The sequence below is a fragment of the Parviterribacter multiflagellatus genome (genome assembly GCF_056863265.1).
On the sequence record NZ_JBXPIZ010000003.1, the window covers coordinates 167,057 to 185,194 of the forward strand.

General features: G+C 74.9%; 14 protein-coding genes and 1 pseudogene. 7 read left to right on the forward strand and 8 right to left on the reverse strand.

From position 1 onward, the window contains the following. Positions 1-23 precede the first annotated feature (23 nt). From AC1UE5_RS07625 to AC1UE5_RS07640, 4 genes are read left to right on the forward strand one after another with little or no spacing between them, the layout of a single operon-like run. Positions 24-1,799 (forward strand): SulP family inorganic anion transporter, encoded by a 1,776-nt coding sequence (locus AC1UE5_RS07625; RefSeq protein WP_482921784.1) that lies wholly within the window; start codon positions 24-26, stop codon positions 1,797-1,799. Positions 1,800-1,835: 36 nt separating this feature from the next. Continuing rightward, entirely contained in the window at positions 1,836-2,513 is a 678-nt protein-coding gene (locus tag AC1UE5_RS07630) for a GAP family protein (protein ID WP_482921786.1), read from the forward strand. After that, complete coding sequence (locus tag AC1UE5_RS07635; protein ID WP_482921788.1) at positions 2,510-4,243, forward strand: SulP family inorganic anion transporter; 1,734 nt, start codon at positions 2,510-2,512, stop codon at positions 4,241-4,243. Before AC1UE5_RS07630 ends, AC1UE5_RS07635 begins: the two co-directional genes overlap by 4 nt. A 5-nt stretch (positions 4,244-4,248) precedes the next feature. Further along, positions 4,249-5,121: a formylglycine-generating enzyme family protein gene (locus AC1UE5_RS07640; protein ID WP_482922427.1), complete on the forward strand. Its 873-nt coding sequence runs from the start codon at positions 4,249-4,251 to the stop codon at positions 5,119-5,121. Here AC1UE5_RS07640 and AC1UE5_RS07645 read toward each other — a convergent pair. Then, positions 5,118-7,469 (reverse strand): sulfatase-like hydrolase/transferase, encoded by a 2,352-nt coding sequence (locus AC1UE5_RS07645; RefSeq protein ID WP_482921790.1) that lies wholly within the window; start codon positions 7,467-7,469, stop codon positions 5,118-5,120. The genes AC1UE5_RS07640 and AC1UE5_RS07645 overlap by 4 nt on opposite strands. A 114-nt stretch (positions 7,470-7,583) precedes the next feature. Between AC1UE5_RS07645 and AC1UE5_RS07650 the strand changes: the two genes are divergently transcribed. Beyond that, the gene (locus AC1UE5_RS07650) at positions 7,584-8,570 is read left to right on the forward strand and encodes a DUF389 domain-containing protein (protein WP_482921792.1); all 987 of its coding nucleotides are present in this window, start codon (positions 7,584-7,586) and stop codon (positions 8,568-8,570) included. Positions 8,571-8,575: 5 nt separating this feature from the next. Here the strand turns inward: AC1UE5_RS07650 and AC1UE5_RS07655 are convergent, their stop codons facing one another. The 5 genes from AC1UE5_RS07655 to AC1UE5_RS07675 are packed head-to-tail and all read right to left on the reverse strand — an operon-like array spanning position 8,576 to position 15,054. Continuing rightward, positions 8,576-11,107 (reverse strand): hypothetical protein, encoded by a 2,532-nt coding sequence (locus AC1UE5_RS07655; protein WP_482921794.1) that lies wholly within the window; start codon positions 11,105-11,107, stop codon positions 8,576-8,578. Further along, a complete protein-coding gene (locus AC1UE5_RS07660; protein ID WP_482921796.1) occupies positions 11,100-11,552 on the reverse strand; it encodes a hypothetical protein in 453 nt (150 codons plus the stop codon). The genes AC1UE5_RS07655 and AC1UE5_RS07660 overlap by 8 nt, the downstream gene beginning before the upstream one ends. After that, complete coding sequence (locus tag AC1UE5_RS07665; protein ID WP_482921798.1) at positions 11,552-13,873, reverse strand: arylsulfatase; 2,322 nt, start codon at positions 13,871-13,873, stop codon at positions 11,552-11,554. The genes AC1UE5_RS07660 and AC1UE5_RS07665 overlap by 1 nt, the downstream gene beginning before the upstream one ends. 57 nt (positions 13,874-13,930) lie before the next feature. Beyond that, on the reverse strand, positions 13,931-14,590 hold the full coding sequence (locus AC1UE5_RS07670) for a GAP family protein (RefSeq protein WP_482921800.1): 660 nt from the start codon (positions 14,588-14,590) through the stop codon (positions 13,931-13,933). 35 nt (positions 14,591-14,625) lie between these two features. Continuing rightward, positions 14,626-15,054, reverse strand: a complete 429-nt coding sequence (locus tag AC1UE5_RS07675) for a DUF7144 family membrane protein (protein WP_482921802.1) — start codon at positions 15,052-15,054, stop codon at positions 14,626-14,628. 170 nt (positions 15,055-15,224) lie between these two features. Here AC1UE5_RS07675 and AC1UE5_RS07680 point away from each other — a divergent pair. Beyond that, positions 15,225-16,219, forward strand: a pseudogene (locus AC1UE5_RS07680) (SulP family inorganic anion transporter); the annotation flags it as partial. Positions 16,220-16,348: 129 nt separating this feature from the next. Next, the gene (locus AC1UE5_RS07685; RefSeq protein WP_482922429.1) at positions 16,349-16,834 is read left to right on the forward strand and encodes an STAS domain-containing protein; all 486 of its coding nucleotides are present in this window, start codon (positions 16,349-16,351) and stop codon (positions 16,832-16,834) included. Here AC1UE5_RS07685 and AC1UE5_RS07690 read toward each other — a convergent pair. Together AC1UE5_RS07690 and AC1UE5_RS07695 are read right to left on the reverse strand one after the other, a co-directional pair. Continuing rightward, positions 16,722-17,429, reverse strand: coding sequence for a ZIP family metal transporter (locus AC1UE5_RS07690; RefSeq protein ID WP_482921804.1), 708 nt, complete (start codon positions 17,427-17,429; stop codon positions 16,722-16,724). The genes AC1UE5_RS07685 and AC1UE5_RS07690 overlap by 113 nt on opposite strands. Before the next feature lie 161 nt (positions 17,430-17,590). Further along, positions 17,591-18,076 carry a DUF1269 domain-containing protein gene (locus AC1UE5_RS07695; RefSeq protein ID WP_482921806.1) on the reverse strand — a complete coding sequence of 162 codons (486 nt, stop codon included), beginning with the start codon at positions 18,074-18,076 and terminating at the stop codon, positions 17,591-17,593. Positions 18,077-18,138 lie beyond the last annotated feature (62 nt).

The window sequence follows — 18,138 nt, forward strand, 5'->3', positions numbered from 1 at the left end:
GCCCGCCGGGCACCGTGGCGCGCATGCGGGACGTGCCGGCGAGCGAGGCGTACGCGGGCGGGGAGGCGTTCCGGGGGCGGGAGGAGGCGCCGCTGCTGGAGCGGGCGGTGCCGCTCAGCCGGGACGTGCGGCCGGGGCGCGGATACGGGAAGGGCGCCGCGCGCGGGGACGTGGCGGCGGGGCTCACCGTGGCGGCGCTGGCGGTGCCGTCGGGGATGGCGTACGCGGAGCTGGCGGGGCTCAGCCCGGTCGTCGGCCTGTACGCGCTGCTGCTGCCGGCGGTCGGGTACGCGCTGCTGGGGTCGTCGCGGCCGCTCGTCGTGGGGCCGGAGGGGACGCTCGCGGCGCTGGTCGCCGCCGCGGTGCTGCCGCGGGCGGAGGCGGGAAGCGCCGAGGCCGGCGCGCTCGCGGCGCTGCTCGCGCTCGCGGTCGGTGCGCTGTTCGTCCTTGCGCGCGTCGTGCGGATCGGGTGGATCGCGGACTACTTCTCGCGCCCCGTGCTCGTGGGCTACATCCACGGGGTCGCGCTCGTCATCGTCGTCTCGCAGCTGCCCAAGCTCCTCGGGCTGGACGTCGACGCGACGAACGCGATCCCCCAGCTGGAGGAGATCGCGCGGGAGCTCGGCGACGTGCACGCGGCGACGCTCGCGCTCGGCGCCGGGACCGTGGCGCTGCTCCTCGTCCTCCGCCGCGTCGGCCCCGCGATCCCGGCCGCGCTCGTCGCCGTCGTCGCCGGCATCGTGCTCTCCGACCTGCTCGACCTCGCCTCCCACGGCGTCCGCGTGGTCGGCGACATCGAGGCCGGGCTCCCCGCGCTCGGCCTGCCCGACGTCTCCACCGGCGACGCCCTCGCGCTGCTGCCCGCCGCGGCCGGGATCTTCCTCGTGGCGTTCGCGGACGAGGTGCTCACCGCGCGCTCGTACGCGGGCGCGCGCTCCGAGCACGTCGACGTCGGGCAGGAGCTGCTCGGGATGGGCGCGGCGAACGCCGCGGCCGGCCTGTCGCAGGGGATGCCGATCGGCGCGAGCGGCTCGCGGACCGCGGTCAACGACGCGATGGGCGGGCGGAGCCAGATCGCGGCGCTCGTCGCGGCGGTCGCGGTGCTCGTCGTGCTGCTCGTCCTCACCGGCCCGATCGCCGAGCTCCCCAGCGCGGTGCTCGGCGCCGCGATCGTCGTCGCGGCCGCCGGCCTGGTCGACCCGGCGGCGTGGCGCGCGCTGTGGACGGCCGACCGGGTCGAGGCCGCGCTCGCGCTCACCACCGCGGTCGGCGTGATCGTCGTCGGCGTGCTGGAGGCGGTGCTCGTCGCGGTCGCGCTGGCGATCTTCGACGTCGTCCGGCGCAGCGCGCGGCCGCACGACGCGGTGCTCGGGTGGTCGGAGCGGCAGGGCCGGTACGTGGACGTCGCCGTGCACCCGCACGCGACGGTCACGCCGGGCGTCGTCGTCTACCGGCTCGACGACCGGCTCTTCTTCGCCAACGCCGGCTACGTCCGCGGCCGCGTCCACGAGGCGCTCGCGGCGGCGCCCGGGCAGCCGCGGGCGCTCGTGCTGGACGCGGAGGCGATCGCCCACGTCGACACGGCCGGGCTCGACGCGCTCGACCGGCTGGTGCAGGCGCTCCGCGGCGCCGGCGTGGACGTCCGGGTGGCACGTGCCAAGGCGGGGCTGCTCGACAAGCTCGCGCGCGGCGGCGTGCTCGCCACGCTGGGGGAGGACCACGTGCACGGCACGGTGCGCGACGCGGTGCGCCGGGCGCGCGGCGACGCGCCGTCACCGGTCCCTCACCCCGCGAGGTGATGCCCGCTCACCCGCGCGCCGGACACCGTGCTGCGCATGGGAGAGGCCATCGGGCAGGTCCTGTCGCTGGGCGTCGGCGTCGCGCTCAGCCCGGTGCCGATCATCGCCGTGGTGCTGATGCTCGGAACGCCGCGCGCCCGCACGAACGGGCCCGCGTTCCTCGTCGGCTGGCTCGCCGGGCTGACGGTGGTGGGGACGATCGTCCTGCTCGCGTCGACCGGCGCCGACGCGCACGACGACGGCGGGCCGGCGACGTGGGCGAGCTGGCTGAAGATCGTCCTCGGGGTGCTGCTCCTGCTGATCGCGGTGCGGCAGTGGCGCGGCCGGCCGCAGGCCGGGGAGGAGGCGGAGCTGCCGAAGTGGATGGCGACGATCGACCGCTTCACGCCGGCCAAGGCGACCGGGATGGGCGCCGTGCTGTCGGGCGTGAACCCGAAGAACCTCCTGCTGACCGTCGGCGCCGCGGCGGCGATCGCGCAGACCGGCGCGACCGGCGGCGACGCGGCGGTCGCGCTCGGCGTGTTCGTCCTGCTCGGGACGCTCGGGCCGGGGCTGCCGGTCGCGATCTTCTTCGCGATGGGCGACCGCGCGACCCACGTGCTCACCGACCTGAAGGGGTGGATGGCCGCGAACAACGCGGCGATCATGGCGGTGCTCGTGCTGGTCATCGGCGCGAAGCTCGTGGGGGACGGGATCGCGGCCCTGACGGCATGAGCGGCGTGCCCGGCGGCCTGCTCTTCCCCTCGCTGCGCGGCTACCGGCGCGGCTGGCTGCGCTCCGACGTCGTGGCCGGCCTGACCGTGTGGGCGGTGCTCGTCCCCGAATCGCTCGCGTACGCGTCGATCGCCGGCGTCTCGCCGGTCGTCGGCCTCTACGCGGCGCCGGCCGCGCTGCTGCTCTACGCGGCGTTCGGATCGTCGCGCCACCTCGTCGTCGGCCCGATGTCGGCGACCGCGGCGCTGTCGGCGGCGACCGTCGCGGACGTCGCGACACGGGGCGACTTCACCGCGCTCACGGCGGTGCTCGCGCTGTGCGCCGGCGCGGCCGCGCTGCTGGCGGGGCTGGCGCGGCTCGGGTTCCTCGCCGCGTTCATCTCAGAGCCGGTGCTGAAGGGCTTCATCATCGGCCTGGCGCTCACGATCATCATCGGCCAGGTGCCGAAGCTGCTCGGGGTGGACGGCGGCGACGGGAGCTTCTTCGAGAAGGCGTGGGACCTGGTCGGCGAGCTCGACGCGATCGACGCCGCGACGCTGTGGGTCGGCGCCGGCTCGCTCGCGGTCGTGCTGCTGCTCAAGCGGTACGCGCCGGTGGTGCCGGCCTCGCTCGTGGCGGTGGCGCTCGGGGTCGGCGCGGTCGCGGCCCTGTCGCTCGACGAGCACGGCGTCGACATCGTCGGCTCGATCGCGTCCGGGCTCCCGTCGGTCGGGCTGCCGGACGCCGACGCGGCGGACTACGGCGCGCTGGCGGCGGGCGGGATCGCGGTGATGCTCGTCGGGTTCGCGGAAGGCCTGGGCGCGGCGAAGACGTACGCGGCGAAGGCGCACTACGACGTGAGCGCGAACCGCGAGCTCGTCGGCCTCGGCGCGGCGAACGTGGGCGCCGGGCTCGCCAGCGGGATGGTGGTGAACGGGTCGCTGTCCAAGACGGCGGTGAACGGCGGGGCGGGCGCGAAGACGCAGGTGTCGGGGCTCGTCGTCGCGGCGCTGACCGTGGCGACGCTGGTGCTGCTGACCGGGCTGTTCGAGCAGCTGCCCGAGGCGACGCTGGCGGCGATCGTGATCGCGGCGGTGGTCGAGCTGGTCGACGTGGACGCGCTGCGGCGCCTCTTCCGCGCGGCGGCCGGGCCGGGGCGCGTGGCGGCGCGGCCGGACTTCGTGGCGGCCGTCGCGGCGATGCTCGGCGTGCTCGTCTTCGACACGCTGCCCGGGCTCTTCATCGGCATCGGCGTGTCGCTGCTGCTCCTCCTCTACCGCGCGTCGCGGCCGCACGTGGCGGAGCTCGGGCGCGTGCCGGGCGCGAGCGGCCAGTGGGGCGACGTCGCGCGCCACCCGGAGAACGTCGAGGTGCCGGGCGTGGTCGTGCTGCGGGTCGACGGCGGGCTCTTCTTCGCCAACGCCGACGCGGTCCGCGCGCGGATCCGACGGGCCGCGGCGCGGGAGGACGTGCACGCGATCGTGCTCGACGCCGAGACGATGCCGTTCGTGGACGTGACCGCCGCGGGGGTCCTGACCGAGCTGGCCGACGACCTCGAGCGCCGCGGCGTGCGGCTCGTCGTGGCGCGGCAGGTGGGCGAGGTGCGCGACCTCGTGCGCCGCGCCGCGGCCGACCCCCGCATCACGCGCCGCTTCACGAGCGTCGAGGACGCGGTGGAGGCGGTCGCCGGCGACGACGACGCGCCTGCGGCGGCGCGATCCACCCACGCGGAGGAGGAGGCGGGCCGGTGAAGGACATGGCATGGATCCCCGCGGGGCGGTTCGCGATGGGCAGCGACCGCTTCTACCCCGAGGAACGGCCGGTGCACGAGGTCGAGGTGGAGGGGTTCTGGATCGACCGCCACCCCGTGACCGTCCGGCAGTTCCGCCGCTTCGTGGCGGAGACGGGCTACGTCACGGTGGCCGAGCGCCCGCTCGACCGGTCGGTGTACCCGGACGTCGATCCGGCCCTGCTGGTCCCCGGGTCGCTGGTGTTCGTCAAGCCTCCCGGGAGGGTGTCCCTGGACGACGTGCGCGCGTGGTGGCGGTACGTCCCGGGCGCGACGTGGCGCACGCCGCGCGGACCGGGCTCCTCGGTCGCCGGCCTCGACCGCCACCCGGTCACCCAGGTGGCGTGGGAGGACGCGGCGGCGTACGCGACCTGGGCCGGCAAGGCGCTGCCGACCGAGGCCGAGTGGGAGCGCGCGGCCCGCGGCGGGCTCGACGGTGCGCTGTTCGCGTGGGGTGACGACGAGCGCCCCGGCGGCCGGCTGATGGCCAACCACTGGCAGGGCGAGTTCCCCTGGGACAACCGGCGCGCGAACGGCTACGAGGGCACGTCGCCGGCCGGCGCGTTCCCGCCCAACGGGTTCGGCCTCTACGACATGACCGGCAACGTGTGGGAGTGGACGGCCGACCTCTTCCGCCGCCGCCACGCCGACCCGGCTCCCAAGCCGTGCTGCGCGCCGCCCCCGGCGCCCGGCGCGATCCCCCGCCGGGTCATCAAGGGCGGCTCGCACCTGTGCGCGCCGAACTACTGCCTGCGCTACCGCCCCGCCGCCCGCCAGGGCGAGGCGGTCGACACCTCCACGACCCACATCGGCTTCCGCTGCGTGGTCCGCGCGGGCTAGTCGCGTGCGAGGTAGGCCAGGACCTCCTTCTCGTGGTCGACGTAGTGCCCGCCGCTGACGTCGATCACGACGCGCTCGATCGCCCCGCCTGCGAACGCGAACGGCGCGCGGTAGGCGGGGTCGACCGGGGAGCCGCTGTCGCGCCCGATGCACAGGCCGTCGCCCGTCAGCGAGAAGGTGCCCGGCTGCGTGACGATCTCCTCCGACGCGACCTCCTCGGTGTCGACGTAGAGCCGCAGCGTCCCCACGGCGCTCTGCGTGTCGGGGTCGTCGCCCGTCTTCGTGAACTCCGCCGTCAGCACGTGGGCGCCGACCGCGAGCGGATCCGGCGCGCTCACGGTCTGCAGCCGCTCGCCGAGCCAGTTGTAGACGTAGTGCAGGCAGCCCTCCCGGACGTAGAGCGCGTGGCCGCCGGCGGTGCCGCCGTGGGCGAACAGCACGCCCGCGGCCTCCGGCGTGTCGATCCGGACGCCCGCGGCGATCGTGTACGAGCGGCGCCGGACGTTGACCGCGACGCTCTCAGGGATCTCCGCCGTGCCCGGGTAGTAGACGTACCGGTCGCGCGGCTCGCTCGGCTGCGGCCGCGGCGAGGTGAGGATCTCGCGCGCGCTGCGGTCGTCGAGCGGCAGGCCGTGGTAGACGCCCGCGTTGTAGAACCACAGGCCCTTCATCGCCTCCAGCCGCTCGGGCTCCTGCGCGGCGAGGTCGCGCAGCTGCGTGCGGTCGGTGCGCAGGTCGTACAGCTCCCACCGGTCGCGCTCGAAGTCGCTCCACCCCGACAGCGGCGGGTGGAGCGTCGTCGCCAGCCAGCCCTCGTGGTAGAGCGCCCGCATCCCGAGCATCGAGTAGAACTGCGACGCGCGCCCGGGCGCCGCCGTGTCGGTGATCGACGCGGCGAAGCTCTCGCCCTCGATCGGGCTCTGCGTGAAGCCCTTCAGCACGTCGGGCGGCTCGATGTCGAGCAGGTCGTAGAGCGTCGGCACGACGTCGACCGCATGGACGTACTGGTCGCGCACCTCGCCGCGCGCCGCGATGCCCTTGGGCCACGACACGATGAGCGGGTCGGCGACGCCGCCCTCGTAGCCGGCGAACCGCTTCCAGTACGGGAACGGCGTGTCGAACGCCCACGCCCAGCCCGTGCAGTAGTGGTTGTACGAGCGCGGGCCGCCGAGCTCGTCCAGGCGCTCCAGGTTCGCCTCGACGCTGTCCGGGACGTTGTTGAAGAACTTGTTCTCGTTGAACGAGCCGTTCGGCCCGCCCTCGCCGCTCGCGCCGTTGTCGGACACCACGACGACGATCGTGTTCTCCAGCTGGCCGGACGCCTCGAGGTCGTCGATCAGGCGGCCGATCTGCGCGTCGGTGTACGAGAGGAACCCGGCGTAGACCTCGGCCATCCGCGCGAACAGGCGCCGCTCGTCGTCGTTCAGCGAGTCCCACGGCCGCACGTGGTCGAGCTGGGGCCACGGCTGCCCGTCCGGCCCGGTCGCGTCCGGCTCGCCGTGCGGGTTGATCGGCGACAGCTCGGTGTCGCCTGGCAGCAGCCCGAGCTCCTTCTGCCGGGCGAGGATCGCCGGGCGGATCGCCTCGTATCCCTCGTCGAACCTCCCCTCGTACCGGTCCGACCACTCGCGGAAGACGTGGTGCGGCGCGTGCCCGGCGCCCGGGCAGAAGTACATGAACCACGGCTTGTCGGGGGCGACGGCCTTCGCGTCGCGGACGAACTCGATCGCGCGGTCGGCCAGGTCGGCGGACAGGTGGTAGCCGTCCTCCGGCTGGGCGGGCTGGTCGATCGGGTGGTTGTCGTAGACGAGGTCCGGATACCACTGGTTCGTCTCGCCGCCGAGGAACCCGTAGAACCGCTCGAACCCGCGGCCGAGCGGCCAGCGGCCCTTCCACGCCGAGAGGTCGATCTCGTCGCCCGGCGTCAGATGCCACTTGCCGACCGCATACGTGTTCCAGCCGCGCTCGTTGAGGACCTCGGCGATCGTGCCGTTCTCGAACGGGATGCGCGCCGAGAAGCCGGGGAAGCCGGCCGACGCCTCGGTGATGCACGCCATGTTGTTCGAGGTCGCGTTGCGGCCGTTGAGCAGGCTCGAGCGCGTCGGCGAGCACAGCGCCGTCGTGTGGAAGTTCGAGTAGCGCAGCCCGCTGTCGGCGATCCGCCGCATCGCCGGCGTCTCGATCGGCCCGCCGAACACGTCCATCGCCCCGTACCCGACGTCGTCCCAGACGATCATCAGGACGTTCGGCGCCCCCGCGGGCGCGCGCGGCTGCAGGAACGGCGTCCAGTCCGGCTGCGCGTCGCGGATGTCGGTCGCGACCTTCCCGTTCCACTGCGGCTGCGGCATGCCAACGCTCCCCGTCGTTCGTGTGCCAGGCGGATGGTGCCCGCGGCGAGGGTGAGCGCCCCTCACTCGGCGGGGTGAGGCGCGACCACCCGGCGCGCGGGCACGGTCCCGCGCATGCGTGACCTGCTCGCCGGCGACCTGCGCTCCCACGACGAGATCTGCGACGCCGTCTACCTCCACACCGGCGACGTCGCGCTCAAGCGGGGGCGCTTCTGGCTCCTGCTGGTGCTCGCGACGACGATCGCGACGGCGGGGATCGTCGGGGACTCCACCGCGACGGTGATCGGGGCGATGATCATCGCCCCGCTCGCGACCCCGATCCAGGGCGTCGCCGTGGCGATCGCCGAGGCCGAGGCCCAGCCGCTGCTGCGCTCCGCGGGCGTGCTGGCGGCCGCGATCGTGGTCGTCGTCCTGCTCGCGGCCGGGCTCGCGTGGCTCCTGCCGGTGCTGGTCGAGCCGCGGGACAACAGCCAGATCACCGGCCGGGTCGCGCCGACGCTCGTCGACCTGCTCGCCGCCACCGCGACGGGGGCCGCGGGCGCGTTCGCCGTCGCGCGGCGCGACATCGGCGACATCCTGCCCGGCGTCGCCATCGCGATCTCGCTCGTCCCGCCGCTGGCCGTGGTCGGCGTCACCGCGGTCGAGGACGACTGGGACGGCGCGCTCGGCGCGTTCCTCCTGTTCGCGACGAACGTGCTGGCGATCGTCGTCGTCGGCGTCGCCGTGTTCGCCGGCCTGCGCGCGATCCGCACGCGCGAGGCGGTGCCGCACCTGCGCCGCGGGCGCGTCGTCGCGGTGCTCGCGGTGACCGGCGTCATCGTCGTCGCGGCGCTCGCGGCGGTGACGGCGCGGACGGTGCAGCAGACGCTGTGGACGCAGCGCGCGACGGACGTGGCGCGCGCCTGGGCCCACGACGGCGGCGAGCGAGTCGCGGGCGTCCGGTTCGAGGGCGACACGCTCGTGGTCGTGGTGGAGGGCCGCGGCGAGCCCGACCGCGACGCCGAGCTGCCGCAGCGGCTGCGCGGCGAGGTCCCGTCGGGCACGCCCGTCCGGGTCAACCGCGTCGCGGGGGACCGCCGGGACGTCGGCGCGGTCCCCTGACGGCGTCAGCAGGCGGCGCGGGCGCGGGGCGGGGGCGCGGCGGCGGCCGCCGCCGGCGGGCAGGGATCGACGACTGCGACCGCGCGGGCGGCGAAGACCCGGCCGGTGTTGGCCGCCTCGGCCGTGGCGCGGTTGCGGGCGCGCGGCGTCGCGGCCGTGGTGCGGGCGTCGAGCGTGAACGTGCGCTCGGCGCCCGGACCGAGGCCGGGGAGCGCCCAGCAGACGCGGCGCGGGCCGCTGCGCGCGGCGCCCGGTGCGCGGACGAGGCGCAGCTCAGTGGGGAGCGTGTCGCAGACCCGGACGGCCTCGGCGGCGGTGTCGCCGGCGTGGCGCAGCCGCAGGCGGAAGCGCACGACCTCGCCGAGCTCGTAGACGCGGCGCGCGCTGGACTTCCGCAGCTGGAGGGCGGCCCCGCCGCGCACGCGGACCCTGGCGCGCGCCGTCGCGGGGAGCGCACCCTCCGCGACCGCCGCCGCGACGTTCGCGGACGTCCCCGCCCGCAGCACCCGCGCGCGCACGCGGACCTCGACCGCGGTGCCCGGCGCGAGGTCGCCGACACGGCACAGCACCAGGCGGTCGCGGACCGTGCACGTCCCCGCCGACGGGCGCGCGGACAGCACGCGCGCGGGGAGCGAGGCCGCATCGACGAGGAGCACCCGCCGCGCTGCCGCGCCGCCGCGGTTCTCCGCCCGGACGACGTACTCGACCACCCGCCCGACGCGCACCGCCGTCGGCGTCGCGGCCTTCGTCAGCACGATGCGCGCGGCCGCGGACGGGGAGGGCTCCGTCGAGGGGGCCGTCACGGCCGGCACGGGCGTCGTCGTGGTGTCCGCGTTGTCCGCCGGGTGCGGGTCCGGCGTCTCGCTCTCCGCGCGCGCGGTGTTCGCCAGCTCCTGCGCGCCCGCCACCGGCTCGGCGGTCACGACGACCTGCGCCGCCGCGCCCGCGCGCAGGGTCCCGAGCGTGCACGTCATCCGGCGCGGCGCGACCGTGCACCGCCCCGCGCTCGGCTCCGCCCGCACGAGCCACAGCCCGGGCCCGGGCTCGTCGACGAGCGTCACGGCGTCCGCGTCCGCCGGCCCGCGGTTCGACACCACGATCGCGTGGCTCGTCCCGTCACGCGTCACCTTGCGCACGCGCAGGTCGGCCTCGCGCGAGACGGTGAACGGGTCCTCCGCCCGCAGCGGCTCGGGCAGCTCGTCCCCGGCGAGCGTCGCCACGTTCACCAGCTCCCCACGCGCGTCCGGGGCGACGTCGACCGGGATCTGCACCGGCGGCAGCGCCGTCCCCGCCGGCACCGGCGCGTCGATCGCGTACGTGCACCGCACCGCGCGCGTTCCGACGACCGTCTCGTCGCATGCCCAGCCCGTGCCGCGCGGCTCGCCGGCCACCCGCACGCCCGGCGGCAGCGCGTCCTCGAGCAGCACCGGGAGCGTCGCCGGCCCGCCGCCGGTGGCCACCCCGGCCCGGAGGACGAACGTCCCGCGCGCGCCCGCCGCCAGCTCCCCCTCGTGGGCCTTGGCGAGGGTCCAGCGCGGCAGCGGCAGCACGCTCTCGATGCGGAGGTTCTGCAGCTCGTGGATGTTCGTCCCGTCGCCGGTCGACGACGCGAGCCCGAACACGAACGTCTCCGGCGGGTCGGGCGGCAGCGGCTCGTCCAGCCGGCCGTCGACCGTCCCGTCGCGGTCCAGGTCGACCGCCAGCCGGATGCGCGCGCCGGGCCGGCGCGGCGGGTCGACCTCGAGCGCGAACCGGTTCCCGACGCCCGGCGCGTCGCGGTCCACGGCGTCCGGGGCGTCGAGCGCGCCGACCGACAGCGCGGGCGTCAGCAGGCAGTAGCCCTCGAGCCAGTCGCTGCCCGGCGTCCCCGGACCCCGCACCGCCAGCGACTGCGCGTGCAGGTTGCGGTCGGCCCGCGTGGCGCACCCCGCCCCGCGCGCCTCGCGGTCGTTGGCGAAGTTGCCGAACTCGTCGATGCCCAACCCGACGTAGCCGCCGGGCACGCCGGGGATCGTGGCCGGCGCCGACGCCGGTGAGTCGAAGTCGTCGTTGGACTGCGCGTAGCCGAGGCTGCCCCCGAACGCGCCGGGCGCGTGCTCCTCGGTCCCGTCGGCGAGGAAGATCGCGATGCCGTCGGCGGCGCCGAACCCGGGCACGCGCTGCCCGCGGTAGGCGAACGCGTCGAACGTCAGCCGGACGCCTGCGGTGAGCGGCAGCGGCTCGGTATGGATGACCGATCCCGCGCGGTGCGTCCCGTTGTCGGTGAGCCGCAGCGCGCCCGTGCCGGGCGCGTCGCCGCCGGGATCGACCGAAGGGCTCCCGGCCGCGCAGCCGGGGATGGGCGCCTGGGTGGTCGCCACCGACGCCGTCAGGCAGGGGCGCCACCCGGTCGAGCCGCGGACCGCGAAGGGCTCGCTCGCCGTCGGCCCGCGGAAGCTCTCGTCGAACAGCACATCGGCGGGAGCGGCGCCGGGAAGGGCCGCGAGCCCCGCCAGCACCGTCCCCGCCACCACGCCGAGCCGCCGCCGCTCAGCCACCGTCCGGCGTCGTCGCCGTGCCCGGCTCGACCTGCTCGCGCACGTCGGACGCGAGGCCCTCCAGGTCCGAGCGCAGGTCGTCGAGCTTGTCCTGCGCCTCGGCCTTGGCGTCCTCGCCCTGCTGCCCGAGTGCGTCGACCGCCTCGTCGAGCTGCCGCTGGAGCGTGTCGACCTCCTGCTGCAGCGCATCGATGGCCGCGTCGGTCGAGCCGTCGTCGTCCGTGGACGCGGCTGCGGGCGGCGCGCTCTCCACGGTCTGCACCACCGTCGTCGTCCCCCCGTCGCCGTCGTCGTCCGCGCTCGCCGTCAGCGCCCACACGAAGCAGCCCACGGCCGCGACGGCGAGCACCGCGCACAGGGCGACCAGCCCGCGCGGGCGGTGCTTCGACGGCGGCGGCGGGGCCGACGCGGGCGGGTCGCCGGGCGGCGGAGGCGAGGTCGACATCAGTCGCGGGCCATGGCGGCGGCGAGGTGCCGCTCGCGGTCGATGTACGCGTCGTCGGCGACGTCGAAGACGACCTCGTGGATCGTCCCGCCGGCGAACTCGGTCTGCGCCCGGTACCGCTGCGAGACGGCGTCGCCGCCGTCGCGCCCGATGCACAGGCCCTCGCCGCACAGCGAGTAGTGGCCGCTCTGGGTCCGCATCGCGGTCTCCGCGACGACCTCCTCGTCGATCCACAGCCGCATCGTCCCGTGCGACTCGCCGCGGTCGCCGGTCCGCTCCTTGACGAACTCGACCCCGAGCACGTGCCGCCCCGGCGTGATGCCGTCGGCGCTCACGTGCTGCTCGGGCGGGATGCCGATGAAGTTGTTGACGTAGTGGAGCGTGCCGTCCTCGACGAACAGCGCGTAGCCGCCGAACCGCGAGCCCTGCGCGGCGATCACGCCCTTCGCGCCCATCTCCACCGTGATGTCGGCGAGGATCTTGAACGAGCGCCCGTGCGTCGACGCCGCGCTGCGCTCGGGCACCGGGACCGTGCCCGGGAAGTACGTGTACGTCCCGGACGGCGGCACGGGCGCCTGGAACTCGTACTTGAGGTAGTCGAGGATGCCGAGGTCGCACAGCGGCAGCACGTCGTACTTGCCGGCCTCCGCGAACCACAGGTCGACGAGCTCCTTGACCTTCTCGGGGTGCTCGGCCGCCAGGTCGTGCGCCTCCGCGCGGTCGGCGTCGGTGTGGAAGAGCTGCCAGCGGTCCTGGTCGAAGTTGCCGATGTTCGACGGCATCGGCCCGTGCTCGGCCACGACCTTCCATCCCTCGTGCCACAGCGCCCGCGTCCCGAGCATCTCGTAGTACTGCGTCACCCGCGCGGTCGGCGCGTCCGGCGCGTCGAACGAGTAGAGCATCGACGCGCCCGGCAGCGGCGTCTGCTCGTAGCCGAGCACCGTGTCAGGCATCTGCACGCCGCAGGCCTCGAGGATCGTCGGCACGAGGTCGATCGCGTGGTGGTACTGGTGGCGGACCTCGCCGCGCGCGCGGATGCCCTTCGGCCAGTGGACCACCAGCGGGTCGCACACGCCGCCCTGGTACGAGTAGCGCTTGAACATCCGGAACGGCGTCGAGAAGGCCACCGCCCACCCGGTCGGGTAGTGGTTGTACGTGTCCGCCGAGCCCAGCTTGTCGAGCATCGCGAGGTTCTCCTCGGCGGTGTCCGGCCAGCTGTTGAAGAACCGGTTCTCGTTGACCGAGCCGTTCGGCGAGCCCTCGCCCGACGCGCCGTTGTCCGCGGCGTAGAAGATCAGCGTGTTGTCGAGCTGGCCGGTCTCCTCGAGGTGGTCGATCACCCGCCCGACCTCGTGGTCGGTGTACTCGGAGAACCCCGCGTAGACCTCGGCCATCCGCGAGAACAGGCGCTTCTCCTCGTCCGACAGCGTCTCCCACGGGCGGACGGCGTCGTTCGGCGACGTCGTCCCCTCGGTCATCGGGTTGAGCTCGGTCAGGTCCGTCCCGGCCGGCAGGACGCCCTGCGCGATCATCCGCTCCAGCACCCACTCGCGGTACGCCTCGTAGCCGTCGTCGAACTTCCCGCGGTACTTCTCGATCCACTCCGGCGGCGCGTGGTGCGGGGCGTGGTTCGCGCCGGGGCAGTAGAACATGTACCAGGGCTTGTCAGGTTGGGACTGCTTGCTGTCCCGGATCATCCCGATCGCCCTGTCGGCCAGGTCCTTGGAGAGGTGGTAGCCCGCCTCGGGCTGGTACGGCTGGTCGATGTAGTGGTTGTCCTCGGCCAGGTCGGGATACCACTGGTTCGTCTCGCCGCCGATGAAGCCGTAGAAGCGGTCGAACCCGCGCGCGAGCGGCCAGTTGCGCTTGGTCGAGCCCTGGTCGAACTCGTCGACCGGCACGTTGTGGTTCTTGCCGACCCAGAACGTGCTCCAGCCCGCGTCCCGCAGCACCTGTGCGCAGAACGCGTTCTCCATCGGGATGTGGGTGTTGTTGCCGGGGAAGCCGGTCGCGCTCTCGGCGATCGTCGCGAAGCCGTTCTGGTGGTGGTTGCGGCCGGTGAGGATGCACGAGCGTGTGGGTCCGCACAGCGCCGTCGTGTGCCACTGCGTGTACCGCAGGCCGTTGTCGGAGAGCCGCTTGAGCGTCGGCATCTCGATGCGCCCGCCGAACGGCTCCCACGCGGCCAGGCCCGTGTCGTCGTAGAGGATGATCAGGACGTTCGGCGCGCCTTCGGGCGCCTTCTCGGCGACGTACGGCGTCCAGTCAGGAACCGAGTCGCGGATGTCGAGGTCGATGGTGCCTTCGAACGGTCTCGCCATTGCCGCGACGCTAGGTCCGCTTCGGGTGATGCCCCGTCACCCGGTCGGGGTGAACCGTCAGCCCGGCAGCGACGCGATCGCGTTGCCGATCAGCAGCAGCCCGAACAGGCCCGCCGAGCCGCCGTTGACCGCGCGCTGGTGGGCGACGATCCACGCCTTGCCCGCGGCCAGGACCGCGTCCGCGCGGCGCGGGAGCGCCAGGTAGACGAGCAGCGGGAGCACGATGCAGCTGCTGATCCCCGCGATGAGCAGGACGAGCACGAGGATGCGCGAGCCGTCGGCGGCCTCCCACCCGAGCAGCGCCTGCACGGCGCTGAAGTACGCCGCGACGTCGGCCGGCGAGACCGCGATGAGGACCATCCCGAAAGCGAACGCGCCGGCGGGGCTGAGGTGCTCGACCCGCCGCATCCAGCCAGGCTCCCGCAGGACCGGGTGCTGGGCTCCGGCGAACACGAACGTGCGCAGCGCGACGCCGAGGAGCAGCAGGCCGACGACCAGCCCGACCGCCGACTTGGCCGACGTCCCCGACGTGCTGGCGTTGTCGCCGAGGATCGCGAGGAGGAGCGCCGCGATCAGCACCAGCACGACGATCCACCCGGTGAGGCACGCGAGCGTGTTCGCCACCGGCCGGTTCGAGCCGAGCAGCATGATCGCCGCGAGCGCCGCGGCGGGCGAGAGGGCTCCGACCACCGCCGCGGCGATGAGCTGGGGCAGCACGTCGGCTCGTCCGCCGCGGCGGGCTTGCGTGGTGGTCAGGCCTTCAGGGCCCCGGGGCGCGTGATCGCCCAGATGACCCAGACGTCCAGCGCGATCACGAGGATCGACCAGAAGGGGTAGTACGGGATGAAGAAGAAGTTCACGACCGCGCTCAGCGTCGCGAAGCACACCGCCGCGACGCCCGCCCAGCTCGAGCCCGAGAAGAGCCCGACGGCGGTCGCCAGCATCGCGATGCCGATGACGAGGTGCACCCAGCCCCACGCGGACGTGTCGAGGTCGAACGTGTAGTTCGCCGTGACGACGAAGAACTCGTCGTCGAAGATCGCGGTGAGCCCGGCGACGATCTGGAACACGCCGAGCATCCCGAGGATGCAGGTCGCGAAGGTGATGCCTCCGATGGCCCACCCCGAGACGTCCTCCGGGGGCGTGGGGGGAACCGTCGGCGGACGGTCGTACGTAGCCATCAACTGCTCCTCTCAGATGATTCCGACCGGGCGACGATCCCGCAGGACCGGACGACCGCCGATCACCCGCGAGGGTGATTGCGGCGGGGCGGGCGCGTGGGGATCGTGGCGGCGTGCGCGTCCTCCCCGCCTGGCTCCGCGGCTACCAGCGCGCCTGGTTGGGGCCCGACGTGCTGGCCGGCCTGGTCGTCTGGAGCGTCGTCACGCCGCAGGCCGTCGCGTACGCGCAGATCGCCGGGCTGCCGCCGGAGGCGGGGCTCATGGCGGCGCCGGGCGCGATGCTCGCGTACGCGCTCATCGGCACCTCGCGCTCGCTCGTCGTCAGCGCGACGACCGCGACGTCGGCCGTGTCCGCCGCGGCCGTCGGCACGCTGGCGAGCGGCGACGCGCAGCGGTTCGCGGAGCTGTCGGCCGCGCTCGCGCTCGTCACCGCCGTCGTGCTCGTGCTCGCCGGGTGGCTGCGGCTCGGCGCGATCTCCGACCTCGTCTCCAGCCCGGTGATGATCGGGTTCCTCTTCGGGCTCGGCATCACGATCGCGGTCGCGCAGGCGCCGAGCCTGCTCGGCGTCGAGCCCGGCGACGGCGACGTGCTCGCGCAGCTCGCCGACCTCGCGCGGGCGCTCGACGACGTGCACTGGGCGACGATGGCGGTCGGTGCGGGGAGCGTCGCGCTGCTGGTCGCCGGCCGCGCGCTGGCGCCCGCGTTCCCGGTGACGCTCCTCGTGCTGGCGCTCGCGATCGGCGTCTCCGCCGCGCTCGACCTGTCGTCGCACGGCGTCGCGGTCGTGGGGGAGATCCCGGACGCCCCGACCTCGCGGTGCCGTCCTTCGACGGCTCGGACGTCGCGAGCCTCGTCGCGCCCGCGCTCGGGATCATGCTGCTCACGACCGAGGGCGTCGGCGTGGCGCGCGGCCTGGCCGCCCGCGACGGCTACGACACCGACCCCAACCGGGACCTGGTCGGGCTGGGCGCGTCGAACCTGCTCGCCGGCCTGTCGTCCGGGTTCGTGCAGTCCGGCGGGGCGAGCCAGACCGCGGCCGCCGATCGCGCGGGCGGCAGGTCGCAGCTGGCGTCGATCGTCGCCGCCGCGCTCGTGCTGCTCACGGGCGCGTTCCTGTCGCCGCTCTTCACCGACCTGCCGCAGGCCGCGCTGGCGGCGATCGTCATCGTCGCGATCACGACGTTCCTCGACGTGCGCGGCCTGCGCCGCATCGCGTACCTGCGCCGCAGCGCCGCGGCGTTCGCTGGCTGCGCGCTGGCCGGCGTGCTGCTCCTCGGCGTGCTCGAAGGGCTCGTGCTCGCCGCCGGGCTGTCGCTCGTCTACGTCATCAAGCGCCTCGCGCGCCCGACGCTCTCGGGCCACGTCGAGGGCGACGCGCTCGTCGTGCGCAGCGAGGCGCCGCTGCTGTACGCCAACGTCGTGTCCGTCCGCGACCGGATCGTCGCGCAGGTGGAGGAGCGCCGGCCCGCGCTCGTCGTGCTCGACCTCGGCAGCTGCGGCGACCTGGACGTCGAGACGCTCGACACGCTGGCCGAGCTGCACGGCGCGCTGGCCCGGCGCGAGACCGAGCTGCGGCTCGCCAACGCCCGTCCGGCCGCGGCGGCGATGCTCGAGCGGGCCGGGCTGCCCGCGCGGATGCGGGTGGAGCCGACCGTCGCCGACGCGCTCAGGCGATCCCCGACAGCGCCGCCGCGAGCGCGAACCCGAGCACCGTCACCAGGCCGGCCGCGAGGCCGCCCTGGCGCCGAGCCTCTGGGACCATCGAGTCCACGAGCATGACGAGCAGCGCGCCCGCCGCGAACCCGTCGATCAGCGCGACGAGGTTGCCCGACGAGACGTCCGCGAGCGCGTAGCCCGCGACGGTCGCGACCGTGCACACCACCGCGACCGCGAGCCACAGCGCGCGCACGCGGCCGGGCGTCGCGCCCGCCTTGCGCATCGCGCTCGCCGAGCCGATCGCCTCGGGCAGGTTGGAGACGAAGATCGCGACGAGCAGCCCGACGCTGACGCCCTGCCCGGCGGCGATGCCGATGCCCAGCACGGCCTGCTCGGGGATGCCGTCGAGGAACGCGCCGAGCGCGAGCGCCGGGCCGGCGCTCCCGCCGTCGCCGCCGAACCGCCGCTCCACCACCCGGTCGAGCGTGAAGTACGTCAGCGCGCCGGCGGCCAGGCCGAGCCCGAGGTAGCCCGGGTCGCCCGCCTCGGCGCCCTCCTGCGCGAGGTCGAAGCTCACCGCGCTGATCAGCGCGCCCGCGCCGAACGCGAGCACGAGCCCGACCGCCCGCTCCGGCCACACGCGCGCGAGCCCCAGCAGCGCGCCGACCACGAGCGACGACGCCGCCACCGCACCCCACAGGACCGCCTCGCCGAGCATGCGCCCGGGAGGCTATGGCTTCTTCGCGCGCCTCCTCGCAGACCTCGGGCGCCGGCGCTCGATCGCGCCGGTCGCCGCACCCTCGTCCGTCGCCTCCGGTGGGAAGCGGTAGACGATGAGCTGGACCGGCGCGTCGGCGTCCACGGCCGCGAACCGCGCGGTCAGCGGCCGGCGGAGGCGAGCGCGCCCGCCAGGCGCTCCTCGGCCTCGTTGTCGAGCGAGGTGCGGATGATCGTGCCCTGCTCGCGGAGGTTCTCCAGCACGCGGTCCGGCGGGAGCTTGCGGACGAGCGCGACGACGGCGGCCGAGCCGGGGACGAGGCCGTCGCCCAGCTCCTTCATGAACTTGTCGTCCACGCCGTAGTCGCTCAGCGCGCCGCCCGCGGCCCCGGCCGCGGCGCCGATCGCCATGCCGAACAGCGGGACCAGGAAGATGAGGCCGATCAGGCCGCCCCACAGCGCGCCGCTGGCCGCGCCCACGCCGGCGAGCGAGGGCTGGTGGAGCTTGATCTTGCCGTCGTCGCGGCGTTCGACGACCACCAGGTCGTCGAGCTCGATGTCGTGCGCCTTCTGCAGCTCGCCCACGTTCGCGGCGACGCGCTGCGCGGTGGTCAGATCCGAGTACGCGATCGCGATGAGATCGCTCATGGCCGGTCCTCCTGGTCGGGATGTGCGGCGAGCGTCGCGGGCGCGAGGGTGATCGTCCCTCA

What these genes read in the sequence shown, in the direction of transcription:
- AC1UE5_RS07635 (WP_482921788.1), top strand. Translation starts at nt 2,510, where the DNA reads ATGAGCGGCGTGCCCGGCGGCCTGCTCTTCCCCTCGCTGCGCGGCTAC.
- AC1UE5_RS07640 (WP_482922427.1), top strand. Translation starts at nt 4,249, where the DNA reads ATGGCATGGATCCCCGCGGGGCGGTTCGCGATGGGCAGCGACCGCTTC.
- AC1UE5_RS07630 (WP_482921786.1), top strand. Translation starts at nt 1,836, where the DNA reads ATGGGAGAGGCCATCGGGCAGGTCCTGTCGCTGGGCGTCGGCGTCGCG.
- AC1UE5_RS07645 (WP_482921790.1), bottom strand. Translation starts at nt 7,469, where the DNA reads ATGCCGCAGCCGCAGTGGAACGGGAAGGTCGCGACCGACATCCGCGAC.
- AC1UE5_RS07625 (WP_482921784.1), top strand. Translation starts at nt 24, where the DNA reads ATGCGGGACGTGCCGGCGAGCGAGGCGTACGCGGGCGGGGAGGCGTTC.
- AC1UE5_RS07690 (WP_482921804.1), bottom strand. Translation starts at nt 17,429, where the DNA reads ATGCTCGGCGAGGCGGTCCTGTGGGGTGCGGTGGCGGCGTCGTCGCTC.
- AC1UE5_RS07650 (WP_482921792.1), top strand. Translation starts at nt 7,584, where the DNA reads ATGCGTGACCTGCTCGCCGGCGACCTGCGCTCCCACGACGAGATCTGC.
- AC1UE5_RS07660 (WP_482921796.1), bottom strand. Translation starts at nt 11,552, where the DNA reads ATGTCGACCTCGCCTCCGCCGCCCGGCGACCCGCCCGCGTCGGCCCCG.
- AC1UE5_RS07665 (WP_482921798.1), bottom strand. Translation starts at nt 13,873, where the DNA reads ATGGCGAGACCGTTCGAAGGCACCATCGACCTCGACATCCGCGACTCG.
- AC1UE5_RS07675 (WP_482921802.1), bottom strand. Translation starts at nt 15,054, where the DNA reads ATGGCTACGTACGACCGTCCGCCGACGGTTCCCCCCACGCCCCCGGAG.
- AC1UE5_RS07695 (WP_482921806.1), bottom strand. Translation starts at nt 18,076, where the DNA reads ATGAGCGATCTCATCGCGATCGCGTACTCGGATCTGACCACCGCGCAG.